This is a genomic window from Frischella japonica, assembly GCF_014489845.1.
Classification (GTDB): domain Bacteria; phylum Pseudomonadota; class Gammaproteobacteria; order Enterobacterales; family Orbaceae; genus Frischella; species Frischella japonica.
Genome location: NZ_JABURY010000019.1, coordinates 219011 through 234862 on the forward strand (window position 1 = coordinate 219011; position 15852 = coordinate 234862).

Below are 15852 nucleotides of genomic sequence, written 5' to 3' on the forward strand. Positions count from 1 at the left end.
ATCAAGATTTACGATCATCAGTTAGTGGCTGATTTTTCGCTCAATACGTTGCTAACACTACTTGAATATTGATTATGACTATTCCCCTTTTTATATTGAGTTCATCCCACCGTTTATTTAAAAGTAACCAGCATTTCACCATCGCTTGATATAAGGTTTATAGTTCAATCGTGAATCTAAATTATAAAATTGCCCCTAATATTATGATTAACCAATAAATTACTTGACCATATTCGTTGTTTTTTGGGCTTTAGATAATTTTATGATAAGCTTGCGAGCTAACTATTTTTTTGGAATAAACTCATGATGTCTTTACCTATGATTGTCACGTTTGCTATCTATATAGTAGGAATGATTGCAATCGGACTATTTGCCTTTTATGCCACTAAAAATTTTGGCGATTATGTATTAGGTGGTCGTAAAATTGGCAGTTTTGTCACAGCATTATCTGCCGGAGCCTCCGATATGAGTGGTTGGCTATTAATGGGCTTACCCGGTGCGGTGTTCCTGTTCGGTATTTCACAAAGTTGGATAGCCATTGGCTTAATCATCGGTGCTTATTTTAATTGGTTATTGATTGCCGGGCGCTTACGCGTTTTTACCGAAGTGAATCATAATTCTTTAACGTTACCTGATTATTTTGCACGTCGTTTTAATGATAAAAGTTCATTACTACGTCTAATATCAGCGATTATTATTTTGGTTTTCTTTACTATTTATTGTGCCTCGGGCGTGGTTGCTGGTGCCAAACTGTTCCAAAGTACTTTTGGTCTCAGTTATGGTTGGGCTATGTTAGCTGGAGCGGGGGCAACGATTGCTTACACTTTTGTGGGGGGGTTTTTAGCCGTTAGTTGGACCGATACAGTGCAAGCCAGCTTGATGATGTTTGCCTTAATTCTAACTCCAATTATGGTGATTATTTCGTGTGGTAGTTTTGGTGACACAATCACATCAATCGCAAATTTAAATCCACAATATTTAAATCTATTTTCCGGTATGGATATCATAACTATTATTTCATTATTAGGTTGGGGATTGGGTTATTTTGGCCAACCGCATATTTTAGCGCGTTTTATGGCAGCCGATTCTCACGAAGTAATGAAGAATGCTCGTCGTATTAGTATGACCTGGATGGTATTGTGTTTAGTCGGTGCAATCACCGTCGGATTTTTCGGTATTGCCTATTTTTCTGCTCATCCTGAGTATGCTTATTTAGTAAGCAATGATAATCATGAGCGTATTTTTATTGAGCTTTCCAAATTACTGTTTAACCCGTGGATGGCTGGTGTACTACTTGCTGCAATTTTAGCGGCAGTTATGAGTACTCTTAGTTGTCAATTATTAGTCTGTTCTAGTGCTATTACTGAAGATTTATATCGTGCTTTTATCCGTCCAAAAGCAAAACAAAAAGAATTAGTCTGGATTGGGCGTTTTATGGTGTTATTGGTGGCAATCATCGCTATTTTATTGGCACTCGATCCCAATAATAGTGTATTGAATCTGGTGAGTCACGCTTGGGCTGGTTTTGGCGCTGCCTTTGGACCATTAATTATTTTCTCGGTCTTTTGGAAACGAATGACCCGCAACGGTGCTTTAGCTGGGATGTTGATCGGTGCGCTCACCGTACTGTTGTGGATTCAATTTGAATGGTTCAATCTTTATTCATTGATTCCTGGCTTTGTGTTTGCTTCCATCACAATTGTCTTCGTTAGTTTACTCGATAAACAGCCAGCTGCAGATGTAATAGCACATTTTGAAACGGCTAGTAAACTTTATCATAATAAAGAATGAATGCGGCTTATAACTAATTAATTAGTTGGTAAAATAAGCCGGATATGCATATAAAAGAAAAATGTGACAACAAAAGACAATATTACAAGAATGCGTTATACTCATCGCGAAAAATGATGAATGTAAAATAAACATTTAACTGAAAATAGGATACAAAATACAAGGTAATATTATGGCAATAAATGTGATCAAACAACTTCAGGAAAGAGGTCTAATCGCGCAAGTTACCGATGAAACGGCGCTAACCGAACAAGTGATGCAAGGTCCAATTGCCTTGTATTGTGGTTTTGATCCCACTGCCGATAGTCTGCATTTAGGTCATTTAGTACCATTACTGTGTTTAAAACGTTTTCAATTAGCCGGCCATAAACCTGTCGCATTAGTAGGTGGGGCAACAGGACTAATCGGCGATCCAAGTTTTAAGGCAGTTGAACGCAAACTCAATACCCAAGATACGGTGCAAGAATGGGCAGATAAAATTAAGCAACAAGTTTCACCATTCTTAGACTTTAACTGTCGCGATAATGCTGCAATTGTTGCCAATAACTATGACTGGTTTGGTGGTATGAATGTGCTAACGTTTCTGCGAGATGTTGGTAAATTCTTTTCCGTTAATCAAATGATTGCTAAAGAATCAGTTAAACAACGCATTGATCGTGAAGATCAAGGTATTTCTTTTACCGAGTTTTCTTATAGTCTGTTGCAATCTTATGATTTTGCAAGCTTAAATAAACAGCATAAAGTCATATTGCAAATAGGCGGTTCTGATCAATGGGGTAATATTACTGCAGGTATTGATTTAACGCGTCGCCTTAATCAGCAACAAGTATACGGATTAACGGTTCCTTTAATTACCAAATCTGACGGAACGAAATTTGGTAAGACTGAAAGTGGTGCGGTTTGGTTAGATCCGAAAAAAACCAGCCCTTATAAATTCTACCAATTTTGGATCAATACGGCGGATGCTGATGTGTATCGTTTCCTTAAATTCTTCACTTTTATGCCTCTGGAAGCTATTGATGCATTGGAAGAAGAAGATAAAAATAGTGGCGTTGCGCCCCGCGCCCAGTATGTCTTGGCCGAAGAAGTCACTAAATTAGTTCATGGCGAATCCGGTTTGATCGCAGCCAAACGTATTACTGAAAGTTTATTCTCTGGCTCACTCAAATCATTATCTCAAGACGATTTTGCTCAACTTGAACAAGATGGTATGCCAACTGTTACGTTAACAGTCGATGCCGATTTACAACAAGCATTAGTTAATGCGGGCTTGGCACCATCGCGTGGTCAAGCCAGAACGATGATTGAATCTAATGCAATTTCAATCAACGGAGAAAAGCAGTCTGTAGCCGAATATAAATTTAGCGAAGCCGATCGTTTATTTGGTCGTTATACATTATTACGGCGTGGTAAAAAATATTATTGCCTATTAATTTGGAACTAAATGTAATCTTATATTACAATGAATTAAGAAAATATTTCCCCTCTTGATGCAATAAATATTTGAGCATACAGCTAATGATAGCGTTGCGTTATTTGCGCGTCAGGTAGGGAAAGTCTATGATCCGTCCATCATAGCTAAATTAATAATAGAACCGTTTTAATACATTAACTTGTGTATTAATAATATTGATCGGAATATTAGCAGATAGATAGGTTGTACTGTGATTGCTTACAGTTTTGTTATCACTAACATTGAAATTATACTCATTTCTGAGAATAATCACCAAAATCAAACAACAAAACAATGATAGTAGCTAGTACAAAAAACTGATTCAGTGATAAAATGTTAAATCTATCAGTGGTTTTGTGCTTGAATAAGCATAGATCATAATAGAAATATCGACAATGCCATACTTTTTCTTTTGTGAGGTGCTCATGAGCGAAGAAAATATCGCTAACCATGAACAAGATGTTTCATTAGGTAATAAATTATCCATTCTGCGAAAAGAATTAAATTTATCTCAAACGGATATTGCTGCTAAAATTTATATCCATTCTGCTATCATTCAAGATATTGAAAATGATGACACTCTCTATATTCCTGATGTTTTTTTCAAGAGCTATATTAAATCCTATGCTGAAATCGTTGGATTACCTCCAGAAGAGTATTTACCATTCTTAAAAATGAAATCAAAGCAAAGACCTAAGCGAAAAATGAAAAATTATTCACAAAAACCGCAGCAGAAACGTTTAGGTAACATTCTTTTCTTCATGACGATCGTAATTATTTTATTTGCGTTAGGCATAACTTGGTTTTCTGTTTGGAAAGATAATAACCAAAATTTAGTTGAAGTTAACCACTATACTGCCACATCAGAATCAACAACTAATATTTAATTAAGGGAATATTTTTTTGCACTTACTGAATTATTCCTTCGAATTTTGCTATTTATATAGAAAACTTAATCAGTATTGATAAAGATCGTAGAATCAGGAATAAAATCAGTGATGACCATTGTGAAAAAATTTGAATGTAAAAACTTTAGATAATACTGATATTTTTCGTTTTCATTTACAGACATTTTTAAGAAATCTTGTTAAGATTAGCCAATTTATTTTATGTTCAGTTTAGGCTAACTTATGGGTCACAAAGATTCCCCGATTAAGCGACGGCAATCTACAAGAATTAATGTCGGAAATGTGCCGATTGGTAATGGTGCACCAATTGCGGTACAATCAATGACCAATACTCGGACAACCAATGTAGAAAGTACAGTTGCTCAAATCAAAGCATTAGAACGCGTTGGCGTGGATATCATACGGGTCTCAATTCCGACGATGGATGCAGCGGAAGCATTCAAATTCATCAAACAGCAAGCCAAAGTACCATTGATTGCCGATATTCATTTTGACTATCGAATAGCCTTGAAAGTTGCTGAATATGGTGTTGATTGTTTGCGGATTAACCCTGGTAATATTGGGAATGAAAACCGAATTCGTGCTGTCGTTGATTGTGCCAGAGATAAGAATATACCGATTCGCATTGGTGTAAACTCAGGTTCGTTGGAAAAAGATATTCAGGAAAAATACGGTGAGCCAACACCGCAGGCAATTGTTGAATCAGCTATGCGCCATGTAGATATTCTTGATCGTCTTAACTTTGATCAGTTTAAAGTCAGTGTTAAAGCATCCGATGTATTTAATGCGGTTGATGCCTATCGTTTATTGGCAAAACAGATCAAGCAACCACTTCATCTAGGTATTACTGAAGCCGGTGGCGCAAGAAGTGGCTCAATTAAATCGGCAATTGGCTTGGGTATGTTATTGTCGGAAGGCATCGGTGACACCTTACGAGTGTCATTAGCTGCCGATCCAACGGAAGAAGTAAAAGTGGGTTTTGATATTTTAAAATCATTACGCATCCGTGCGCGAGGAATTAATTTTATCGCCTGTCCAACCTGCTCACGGCAAGAGTTTGATGTCATCAATACTGTTAATGAATTAGAAAAACGCTTAGAAGATATTATTACACCGATGGATGTTTCAATTATCGGCTGCGTAGTAAATGGTCCTGGTGAAGCCTTAGCCTCGACCTTAGGTGTAGCTGGTGGACATAATAAAAGTGGTTTTTATGAAGACGGTATTCGCATAGATCGTATTGAAAATGATAAAATGATCGAAGAATTGGAAACTAAAATTCGTGCAAAAGCAATGCTTTTAAAAAACCGAATCGAAACTAAAGAATTGTAACGAACTTAAATTAAAATAGTGAACAAAATGGCAGAAAAAAAGATACAAGCTATTCGTGGTATGAACGATTTACTTCCAACTGATTGCATGCTCTGGCAACAAGTTGAAGAAACAGTGAAACGTGTTTTTAATAGCTATGGCTATAATGAAATTCGTACTCCAATCGTTGAAGATACCGCATTATTCAAACGCGCTGTTGGTGAAGTTACCGATATCGTTGAAAAAGAGATGTACACCTTCAATGATCGCAATGAAAATGAGAGTATAACCCTAAGACCTGAACTAACAGCAGGTTGTGTTCGAGCTGGAATTGAGCATGGGTTATTATATAATCAAGAACAGCGTTTATGGTACTTTGGTCCTGCTTTCCGGCATGAACGTCCACAAAAAGGACGTTACCGTCAATTTCACCAATTCGGTGTCGAAGTCTTTGGTCTTACTGGACCCGATATCGATGCAGAATTAATTTTATTGACCGCACGATTATGGAAAGCATTAGGAATTGCTGAACATACCACGTTAGAACTTAACAGTATTGGTTCACTAGAATCGCGCGCCAATTATAAACAAGCATTAGTCAGTTATTTAGAACAGCATCAAGATCGGCTTGATGAAGACTGTAAACGTCGTTTATATACCAATCCATTACGGATTTTAGATTCAAAAAATGCCGATATTCAAGAATTATTAAATGAAGCGCCTAAATTATTCGAATATTTAGATGCGCCATCATATGAACATTTTGAAGGTTTATGCAAATTACTCGACGATAATGGTATTAAATATAATATTAATCAACGTCTTGTAAGAGGTCTAGATTATTATAATCGTACTGTATTTGAATGGGTAACAAGCAGTTTAGGGGCTCAAGGTACCGTTTGTGGTGGAGGGCGTTATGATAGCTTGGTGTCACAACTTGGCGGAAAATCGACTCCAGCAGTTGGCTTCGCCATCGGTGCAGAAAGATTAATCTTACTGATTCAAAGCGTTAATCCTGAATTGAAAAGTAATAATAACATTGATATTTATATGATATCATCAGGAGATAAAACCCTAGCGGTCGCCCAACAATTAGCTGAGCAATTACGTGATGTGATGCCAGATAAGCGTATTATGACAAACTATGGTACCAGCAATTTCAAAAAGCAATTCAGCAAAGCAGATAAACATGGTGCTAAGATCGCGATCATAATTGGTGAAAATGAAATTTCAGCTAACAAAGTGATCATTAAAAATTTACAAAGTGGTGAACAATTTGATGTTGCCCAAAACAGTGTTGCCGAATATTGTATGAACATTATGGATTGAGGAGAATAATGTGAGTCATTCTGATACAGAAGAACAGTTAAACACAATCATTTATTTTTTTAATAGAACATGGAAAATTATTGTTCCTATTGTTATTATCATTTTAATCAGTATAGCAGGTTGGTATTATTGGCAATCATATAAGACCGAACAACTTGCTATCGCATCTGAGAAGTATGAATCTTTAATTAATAAAGTAGACCCAGCAGATCCTAAATCAATTGATGAGTTAGTCGCATTTGCTAATGAAAACGATAATATCTATGGTATTTTTGCGGATTTGAAAGCGGCACAGTTCTATGTTGAAACACTAAAAGATTATGCTGGTGCTGAATCATTACTGATTAATGCGCGTAGCAATACAAACTCCGAATTGATATTAGCCATTATCAATATCCGAATTGCTAAATTACAATATCAGTTGGATAAATATCAAGATAGTTTGGCTACTTTAAATCAAATAAAGAGTCCAAAATGGTCAGGAGCTGTTAATGATATTCGGGGCGACATTTTTATTAAACTTGAAAAATATCAAGACGCATTTAATGCTTATGATGCAGCGCTAGCAAGTTCTGTTCCTGAAAAACTAGCTGAATATATAAAAATGAAACGCAATAACGCTGAAATTTTGCGTGATATACAGAATATTGAACAAGAGAAGGCTGCTCAACAATCTAAAGCAGAATAATAAAGTAGCTTTATTATTGATGAGATATTTCAATTTTTAATATAAATGTTTGCGATGTTTAAAAGTAATATTTGATTGGTTAGAATTAATCTGATCAAGGTTTAAATTTGCTATTATTGGCTTTTATCATCAAAATCATGACATTAAATTTATACTGAATGTTAAATTATGATAAATGAAATTTAACATTGCCATAGGAAAATAATATGAATTTGCGTAAATATTTTTTGGTAAGTGCTATCGTCATTTCGATTGCATCGGTGACCTCTGGTTGTTCACTATTTGGAGGAGAACAAGATACCATTGAAGTGGCACCTTCTCCAGTTATTGATACCGCATTTCCACTTCATCAGCTTTGGCATAATGACTTATCAGGCGATACAAAAATCTATTCATTATTATCGCCTGATGCCTATCTTAATGTGGTTTACGCAGCTAGTCGTAAAGGACAAATTAAAGCTATTGATTTAACCACTGGTAATACCCTATGGAATATTGATGTTTCAACGAGCTCATTATTTAGTAGTCAATCCGCTTTATTGTCCGGTGGTGTTACGGTAGATGAGAAATATGTTTATGTAGGTAGTGAGCGTGCAACACTTTATGTTTTAGAAAAATACACTGGTATGATCATGTGGCAAAAAGAGGCCAAAGGCGAAATCTTAGCTAAACCGATTTTGGTTAATGATAATCTTATTGTTTCAACCTCAAATGGTTACATTCAGTGTTTCAATCGTAATAGTGGCAATGAATTATGGGAAATTACTACTGAAGTGCCAACACTAACATTACGTGGGCAATCAACACCGACGCTGGCTTATGGTGCCATTTTAACGGGCGATAATAGTGGTCATGTAAGTGCTTACTTTGCTAAAGATGGGCAATTAATATGGCAACAACGTATTTCACAGCCAAAAGGTTCTACGGAAATTGCAAAACTAAATGATGTCGATTCTTCACCAGTTATTGAACAAGGTTTAGTTTATTCTGTAGGCTATAATGGCAATATTGTCGCATTAGATTTAAGCGATGGACAAATTATTTGGAAAAAACCTGTCGGTTCTTACCATAGTTTAGTCATGAATCAAAACCATCTGTTTGCCGTTGATCAAAATGATAATATTTATGCTTTAACAAAAAATGATGGTACGGTTGTTTGGAAACTATCTGATTTATTACATCGTCAGTTAACTGACCCGGTTATTTATCATGATTATATTGTTGTCGGTGATTATGAAGGTTATCTCTATCTCATTGATAGTAATACAGGTAATATTACGGCAAAAACTCAAGTGAATAGTAGTGGCTTACTCTCCAAACCGTTAGTTGTTGATAATGATTTAATTATTCAGGCCAAAAATGGCGATATTTATGCATATGGCCTAAAATAATGGAGAATAGTATATTTTTTGATTGATAGTTAACACACTTAAAATAAAATCAATGATATTATTAGGTCGTTTTTACGACCTAATATTTTAGAAATTACAACAATAAAGGTTTGGTTATTAAGTTAATAAGTATTTTAGTTTAATTATTGTTTAAATCGTTAGAACAATATTAATATTAAATAATATTAGTTTAAGCGCATTTTTCATTATCAGCAGAAGCTAAGTTACCTGCGGTTGTAATAGAGAGTGCTCACTAAACTTTATTAGTATAGAACTGAATTTACCGTCAATTTTTATCGATTTAACGATAGAATTGGCGCCATTAATAAGAGAATTGACATGATACCTGTCATTGCATTAGTTGGTCGGCCGAATGTCGGCAAATCAACACTATTTAATCGTTTGACCAAAACCCGAGATGCTTTGGTGGCCGATTTCCCAGGATTAACTCGCGATCGTAAGTATGGTCGTGCTGAAATTAAAGGTCACGAGTATATTGTTATTGATACGGGTGGAATTGATGGCTCAGAAGAAGGCATTGAAAGCTTTATGGCAGATCAATCCTTACAGGCAATCGAAGAAGCTGATATTGTTTTATTTATGGTTGATGCCAGAGCCGGCGTAATGCCAGCTGATCATGCAATTGCCAATCACTTACGTAGTCGCTCAAAACCAAATTTCCTAGTGGTGAATAAAACGGATGGACTTGATGCTGATGTTGTGACAAACGAATTTTATGAATTAGGGCTAGGTTCAGTTTACCCAATTGCGGCCAGCCATGGACGCGGTGTAACTTCATTGATTGAAACAGTCTTAGAACCCATTTTTCATTTTGCAGACACCATCGTAGAAGATAATAGCGACGATGATACAAGTGCTTTACCTGAATCTTATGATGATTCAATATTAGATGATACTCAAGCATTAATTAATCAACCAATAAAAGTAGCTATTGTTGGTCGACCAAATGTAGGTAAGTCAACACTCACTAATCGAATTTTGGGTGAAGAACGCGTGATTGTATATGATATGCCCGGCACCACACGCGATAGTATTTACATACCGATGACTCGTGATGAGCGTGAATACATCATAATTGATACCGCCGGTGTTCGTAAACGCGGTAAAATTAATGAAACGGTAGAAAAATTTTCTGTTATAAAAACCCTACAAGCGATCGAAGATGCTAACGTTGTGATTTTGGTGATTGATGCCAGAGAGGGTATTTCCGATCAAGACCTTTCTTTACTTGGCTTTATTATTAATAGCGGACGTTCGCTAGTGATTGCTGTCAATAAATGGGATGGCTTATCAATGGATGTCAAAGAACAAATCAAATCGACGTTGGATGATCGATTAGATTTCATTGATTTTGCCCGGTTACATTTTATTTCGGCATTACATGGTAGTGGTGTAGGTAATTTATTTGATTCTATACAAGAAGCATATGATTGCGCTACGCGTCGCGTTAATACTGCCTTATTAACTAAAATTATGCAGATGGCGCAAGATGATCATCAACCGCCTTTGGTTCAAGGCCGACGTGTTAAGTTAAAATATGCCCATGCTGGAGGTTATAACCCACCAATTGTGGTTATCCATGGTAATCAAGTCACCGATCTACCTGATTCTTATAAACGTTATTTGATGAACTATTTCAGACGTTCTCTAAAAATCATGGGGTCGCCTATCCGTATTCAATTTAAAGAAGGTGCCAATCCATTTGAGGGTCGAAAAAATAGCTTAACTGCATCACAACAACGTAAGCGCCGACGTTTATTAAAGCATGTTAAAGGACGCCGTTAAAATTTTATGAACAACGAACAGAATTTATCTAATATTGAAGGGGTTTGTCCGGTGTGCCATCAACCAATGAAACGGACTAGCCCTAAAATTTGTTATTGTGAACATTGCCATCAAAATTACGATGAGCAATACCTTTGCCCAGTATGTTCAGCATTTCTACAACAAATTAAGGGTTGCGGAGCAATCAATTATATTTGTCAAAATGATGGATTGGTATCCACTAGCAAAGTTAAATTTCATTATCGCCCTGTTTTGGGTGAATAAATTATAAATAAAAGAGGTTATTGTATAATGCGAATCATTCTATTAGGTGCACCAGGAGCGGGAAAAGGAACTCAAGCTCAGTTTATTATGCAAAAATATGGTATACCACAAATTTCGACAGGTGATATGTTACGCGCAGCGGTCAAAGCACAAACATCGTTAGGCTTGCAAGCTAAAGAACTTATGGATAAGGGTCAATTAGTTACCGATGATTTAGTCATCGCACTAGTAAAAGAACGTATTAGCCAACCAGATTGTAAAAATGGTTTTTTACTTGATGGATTTCCACGTACCGTACCACAAGCTGATGCCATGAAGGCGTCAGGGATTAAGGTTGATTATGTATTAGAATTTGATGTACCTGATGAAGTTATCGTCGATCGTATGAGTGGACGACGTATTCATCAAACATCTGGACGTGTTTATCACGTGAAATATAACCCACCGAAAAATGAAGGTATTGATGATATCACTGGAGAACCCCTTACAATTCGTAAGGATGATCATGAAGATATCGTAAAAAAACGTTTAGTCGAATATCATCAATTAACTAAACCGTTAATTAATTATTATCAAAATGAGAAAAAAGCAGGTAATACTGAATATTTCCGCATAGATGGCACACAACCAGTTGAAAAAGTTACCCACGAATTAGAGAAAATCTTAGGTTAATTAACCATATAATATAATCGCCATGACAGTCAGATAATAAATAAGTTTGGCTGTCATTTTTAATAAGTTAATACTTATTACATCCTTGATAGATATAATCTTACCCAATTCATCAGCTGGACATGAAAAGCTAATTAAGCTCAAATCATTTTATTTTCTTATCAGCAATGCTCCCTTAAGGTTTTTTTAAGATTAGCTTATTAAAATCAAGCAACATATTAATAGACATCATAACTTGAATAACCTATGTTAAGTGACTTAAATTACCGCCTATTTATGATGATCAATGCTGCAGCAGATGCGCCTCATTTTATGATTACATTTGCTATTTTATGTGCTAACTATCTCATTTATTTACCTATATTAACTATTATCTATCTGTGGCTAAGGCGACCAATTTCACGCGAAATCATTGCTAAAATCTTACTTGTTATATTAGTTAGCTTGAGTTTGACCACAGGCACTAATTTTTTATTTCATGCAGAGGGTAATTCTTTTCCCAGCAAACATACCACTTTTATATTCGCTATTGCCTTTACTCTATTTTTTAATATTAAACATCATCCGCAACAGAAAATAGCTTGTTTAATAACGTTGATTATTGCTTTGTTGATAGGCTGGTCACGGATTTATCTAGGTATACATTGGCCATTTGATATTATCTTCGCAATTATAATCAGCTTAATTAGTACTTATTTGCTCAATTATTATTGGCCAAAATGTGGGAAATTAACCGTAGAAATTATAAGTTGCATTTATCGAATAATATTTTTCTTTTTTATTCGTTTTGGGATTACTAAATATTAACGTTAGTTATACTAATTAAATTTAAAGGATAGTACTGACTATTCTATATTTTTATTTTTGGCTAAGAACCTCATAAGTTACGATGAATATTACAAAATTGCTTGGGAACAAATAATAAATTTTTTTGTCTTATCATTTTGTGGAAAATTTTTTGATGTAATAATGAAAGTAATTAAAGCCGGAAAAAACGTAACTTATTGGATAATAAATCATAATGAATAAGGGTAGCTAATGAAAATATTAATAACCGAAGATGATACATTATTACAAAAAGGATTGCATAAAGCATTGACTGCTGAAGGTTTTGTTTGTGAACTTGCCGAAAATGGTAAACAAGCTGAACAATTGATAGAAAACTTTGTATTTAGTGTTATTATACTTGACTTAGGTTTACCTGATTGTGATGGTTTGCAATTACTTCGCAAATGGCGTAAACAAAACAATGCTGTACCAGTATTGATTCTAACTGCCCGTGATACAATTGAAGATCGCGTCGAAGGTTTAGATTTAGGTGCCGATGATTATTTAATTAAACCCTTTGCTTTACAAGAGTTACTTGCTCGGGTGAGAGCCTTAATTCGTCGTCATGAAGGTATTTGCCATAATATTATTTGTTGTGGCCGTTTTACGATTGATCTTAAACAACACATCGCGTTTGATAATCAAATTCCTCTTACACTCACACCAAAAGAGTTTGCCTTATTAGCCAGATTAATGACTAAACCGGAGCAACAAATTCATCGTGAAGTATTACAAAATGATTTATATACATGGAGTAGTGATCCTAATTCAAATGTACTTGAAGTTCATATTCATGGTCTTAGACAAAAAATTGGCAAAAAATTTATTCAAACCGTTCGAGGTTACGGTTATCGTTTTACTTTAAATTAATCATCATCGCTAGGAAATACCAAAAATGCAATTAAAACAAACATTCGTAAACCTAAAATATAGTATTCGCTGGAATCTGTTTATTACACTTGGTTTACTTATGCTTGTTTGTCAAACAATTACCGTATTATGGTTATGGCATGAAAGTAAAGAACAAATCGATGTTATGGTTGATTTAACGCTCAGCAAAAAAATAACCGATACAGTTGTTAAACAAGAAGAATTTGAAGCTATCTTAGTATTATTAGTGTCAACCTTTACAATTATGTCAATTACGTTACTACTGGCTTATCAGGCAATTAAAAAAATCACCAAGCCATTAGAGCGATTACAAAAAAAATTATCACTGCGTACCGCAGAAAATCTGACGCCAATTGATCCGCTAAGCCAAATGAATGAAATTAAATCGATTACACAAGCATTAAACGGATTATTTATGCGATTAGATGAAACATTACAACAAGAACGCTTATTTACTGCGGATGTTGCCCATGAATTAAGAACACCTTTAGCCGGTATACGCTTACATTTGGAATTATTAGAACGTAATGAAAATATCGACTGTCAGGAATTAATCGAACGAATCGATCGTTTAGTTAATACGGTTGAACAGTTACTCACTTTAGCACGTACCAGCCAAAAGTTTATCAGCGGTTCAGAACAAACCGTCAATTTTAAGACTGATATTTTTAATCAGCTTGCAAATGAACTTACAGATATGCTACAGACAAAGCAGCAAACCTTAATCTGGCAATTAAGTGATGGCCCCTTATTATTTAAAGGCGATCATACCCTAATTTGTCTTTTATTACGTAATTTAGTAGAAAATGCATCACGATACAGTCCACCAAACAGCCAAATTATTATCGATTGCCATCAATTTGATCATCATATCATCATTGAAGTGATCGATGAAGGTATTGGTATTGATGAATCGAAACTGTCTCAATTAACTCAGGCTTTTTTTCGTATGGATAGGCGCTATAAAGGCGTTGGCCTGGGGTTAAGTATTGTTAGTCGAATCATAAAATTACATCGTGGTAAATTAATTATAAAAAATCGTAATAATACATCGCATGGTACATGTGTTAAGTGTCTTTTACCTGATTTAACTATATAATAATAATTGCGTTTTTATCTTAAAGAGATATTAATATGTTAAAAGTATTTAAAAATAGTGTTGATTGTAAAATTATAATTTGGACCACTCTCATTGGTGGATTTATGAGTTCGTTAGTAAAATGGGGCTCAGAAGTCAATATGCCACCTCGTCAACCAGGCGAAGTCTCACCACCTGGGGCAAATATTGATGCTTGGTTAGGTTGGACAGGTTTTAATTCGCATAGCCTTGATTATATATATCAAGCTACGACGGTTAATGGTGCAGTAACGCTTTACCATTGGTTATTCAGCTTTGCCTTTGCTTTTGTTTATGTATATATTGCTTATTTTTGGAATACCATTAGGAAGTGGTATGGAGCATTATACGGTATTCTCATCACTGTCATCATGCATGGTTTTTTCATTCCATTATTTGGTTTTAGAAACCCAGCTTATGATCATGGTAAAGTCGGTTGGTTATGGAATCTTAATGGTTATGAATTATGGAGTGAAATTCTTGGACATATCTACTGGTCAGCCTCAATTGAAATCTGTATGATTGCTATATTAGCCCATTATGCACGTCCTATTCGTGGAGTGTGGCATCAATAAATTTTAAATAAATAGAATTTAAACATTGAAAAGCCATAATAAAAATATGGCTTTTTTAGTTATTAAATCAATAAAAGTAACGATATAGCTCAGATATGAGCATAGGGTTTACTTTGCCACAACTACCATTGCTGGACGAAGTAAACGACCATTTAGGGTATAACCTTTTTGAATTGTATTAACAATTTGCCCTGATTGATGTTCTGGCGATTCAATCATAGTAATAGCTTGATGTACATCTGGATTTAATTGACCACCTTCGGTAGACACAATATCAACACCAAATTTTTTCACAGTATCTAAAAATGATTTAAGGGTTAATTCTAATCCTTCTACCGTTGCTTTATGCTCTGGATTCTCTTTATCGGTAGCTTGCAAAGCACGTTCAAGATTATCAATCACCGGTAATAACTCATTGGAAAATTTTTCTAACGCAAATTTATGTGCTTTTTCAATATCCTGTTCGACACGTTTACGCACATTATCAATTTCGGCCCTTGCTCGTACCATTGCTTCGCTTTCATTCTTCTTAGCGATTTGTAGATCTTTTTCCAGATTCGCAATGAGTTGATCTTTTTCCTTTAGTAAGGCTTCCAACTGTGATTGCTGCACGTCTTTTTCAGATGTTGTATCAGCAAAATTATCTGTCGATTCTGGTTTTGTGTTAATATCTTCATTAGTTTCTGACATAGTCTTTTCTTGATCAGTCATAGGTTACTCCGAAAATTATCAAAAATATTTTTATTTAAGGTATTATGGGGATAAAATTCAATATTACAAGACCAGACCGTCAAGCGGAAGGAATAAAACTATTTTATTGCAAATAAT

At 35.1% G+C, this 15852-nt stretch carries 15 protein-coding genes; 14 read left to right on the top strand and 1 reads right to left on the bottom strand.

Annotation, left to right across the window (positions count from 1 at the left end):
* The first annotated feature begins 303 nt into the window (after positions 1 to 303).
* The 14 genes from putP to FcAc13_RS10320 all read left to right on the top strand — a co-directional run bounded on the left by putP (position 304) and on the right by FcAc13_RS10320 (position 15024).
* Positions 304 to 1791 carry a sodium/proline symporter PutP gene (putP, locus tag FcAc13_RS10255; protein WP_246415121.1) on the top strand — a complete coding sequence of 496 codons (1488 nt, stop codon included), beginning with the start codon at positions 304 to 306 and terminating at the stop codon, positions 1789 to 1791.
* A 172-nt stretch (positions 1792 to 1963) separates the two neighbouring features.
* The gene (gene tyrS, locus FcAc13_RS10260) at positions 1964 to 3235 is read left to right on the top strand and encodes a tyrosine--tRNA ligase (protein ID WP_223064587.1); all 1272 of its coding nucleotides are present in this window, start codon (positions 1964 to 1966) and stop codon (positions 3233 to 3235) included.
* A gap of 434 nt (positions 3236 to 3669) precedes the next feature.
* Positions 3670 to 4131, top strand: coding sequence for a helix-turn-helix domain-containing protein (locus tag FcAc13_RS10265; protein ID WP_187756125.1), 462 nt, complete (start codon positions 3670 to 3672; stop codon positions 4129 to 4131).
* A gap of 243 nt (positions 4132 to 4374) precedes the next feature.
* Positions 4375 to 5484, top strand: coding sequence for a flavodoxin-dependent (E)-4-hydroxy-3-methylbut-2-enyl-diphosphate synthase (ispG, locus tag FcAc13_RS10270; protein WP_187756126.1), 1110 nt, complete (start codon positions 4375 to 4377; stop codon positions 5482 to 5484).
* Between the two features lie 27 nt (positions 5485 to 5511).
* Positions 5512 to 6792 (top strand): histidine--tRNA ligase, encoded by a 1281-nt coding sequence (gene hisS / locus FcAc13_RS10275; RefSeq protein ID WP_187756127.1) that lies wholly within the window; start codon positions 5512 to 5514, stop codon positions 6790 to 6792.
* Positions 6793 to 6802: 10 nt separating this feature from the next.
* The gene (locus FcAc13_RS10280; RefSeq protein WP_187756128.1) at positions 6803 to 7480 is read left to right on the top strand and encodes a tetratricopeptide repeat protein; all 678 of its coding nucleotides are present in this window, start codon (positions 6803 to 6805) and stop codon (positions 7478 to 7480) included.
* Between the two features lie 206 nt (positions 7481 to 7686).
* On the top strand, positions 7687 to 8871 hold the full coding sequence (gene bamB / locus FcAc13_RS10285; RefSeq protein WP_187756129.1) for an outer membrane protein assembly factor BamB: 1185 nt from the start codon (positions 7687 to 7689) through the stop codon (positions 8869 to 8871).
* A gap of 339 nt (positions 8872 to 9210) precedes the next feature.
* Positions 9211 to 10677, top strand: a complete 1467-nt coding sequence (gene der / locus FcAc13_RS10290) for a ribosome biogenesis GTPase Der (protein ID WP_187756130.1) — start codon at positions 9211 to 9213, stop codon at positions 10675 to 10677.
* 6 nt (positions 10678 to 10683) lie between these two features.
* On the top strand, positions 10684 to 10941 hold the full coding sequence (locus FcAc13_RS10295) for a YfgJ family double zinc ribbon protein (protein ID WP_187756131.1): 258 nt from the start codon (positions 10684 to 10686) through the stop codon (positions 10939 to 10941).
* 27 nt (positions 10942 to 10968) lie between these two features.
* Positions 10969 to 11613, top strand: a complete 645-nt coding sequence (gene adk / locus FcAc13_RS10300; protein ID WP_187756132.1) for an adenylate kinase — start codon at positions 10969 to 10971, stop codon at positions 11611 to 11613.
* 246 nt (positions 11614 to 11859) lie between these two features.
* Positions 11860 to 12420, top strand: coding sequence for a phosphatase PAP2 family protein (locus FcAc13_RS10305; RefSeq protein ID WP_187756133.1), 561 nt, complete (start codon positions 11860 to 11862; stop codon positions 12418 to 12420).
* 231 nt (positions 12421 to 12651) lie between these two features.
* Complete coding sequence (locus FcAc13_RS10310; protein WP_187756134.1) at positions 12652 to 13311, top strand: response regulator; 660 nt, start codon at positions 12652 to 12654, stop codon at positions 13309 to 13311.
* A gap of 25 nt (positions 13312 to 13336) precedes the next feature.
* Complete coding sequence (gene pmrB, locus FcAc13_RS10315) at positions 13337 to 14431, top strand: two-component system sensor histidine kinase PmrB (protein ID WP_187756135.1); 1095 nt, start codon at positions 13337 to 13339, stop codon at positions 14429 to 14431.
* Positions 14432 to 14466: 35 nt separating this feature from the next.
* Entirely contained in the window at positions 14467 to 15024 is a 558-nt protein-coding gene (locus FcAc13_RS10320; RefSeq protein WP_187756136.1) for a YagU family protein, read from the top strand.
* A 108-nt stretch (positions 15025 to 15132) separates the two neighbouring features.
* Here the strand turns inward: FcAc13_RS10320 and grpE are convergent, their stop codons facing one another.
* Positions 15133 to 15735 carry a nucleotide exchange factor GrpE gene (grpE, locus tag FcAc13_RS10325; RefSeq protein ID WP_187756137.1) on the bottom strand — a complete coding sequence of 201 codons (603 nt, stop codon included), beginning with the start codon at positions 15733 to 15735 and terminating at the stop codon, positions 15133 to 15135.
* Between the last annotated feature and the right edge of the window lie 117 nt (positions 15736 to 15852).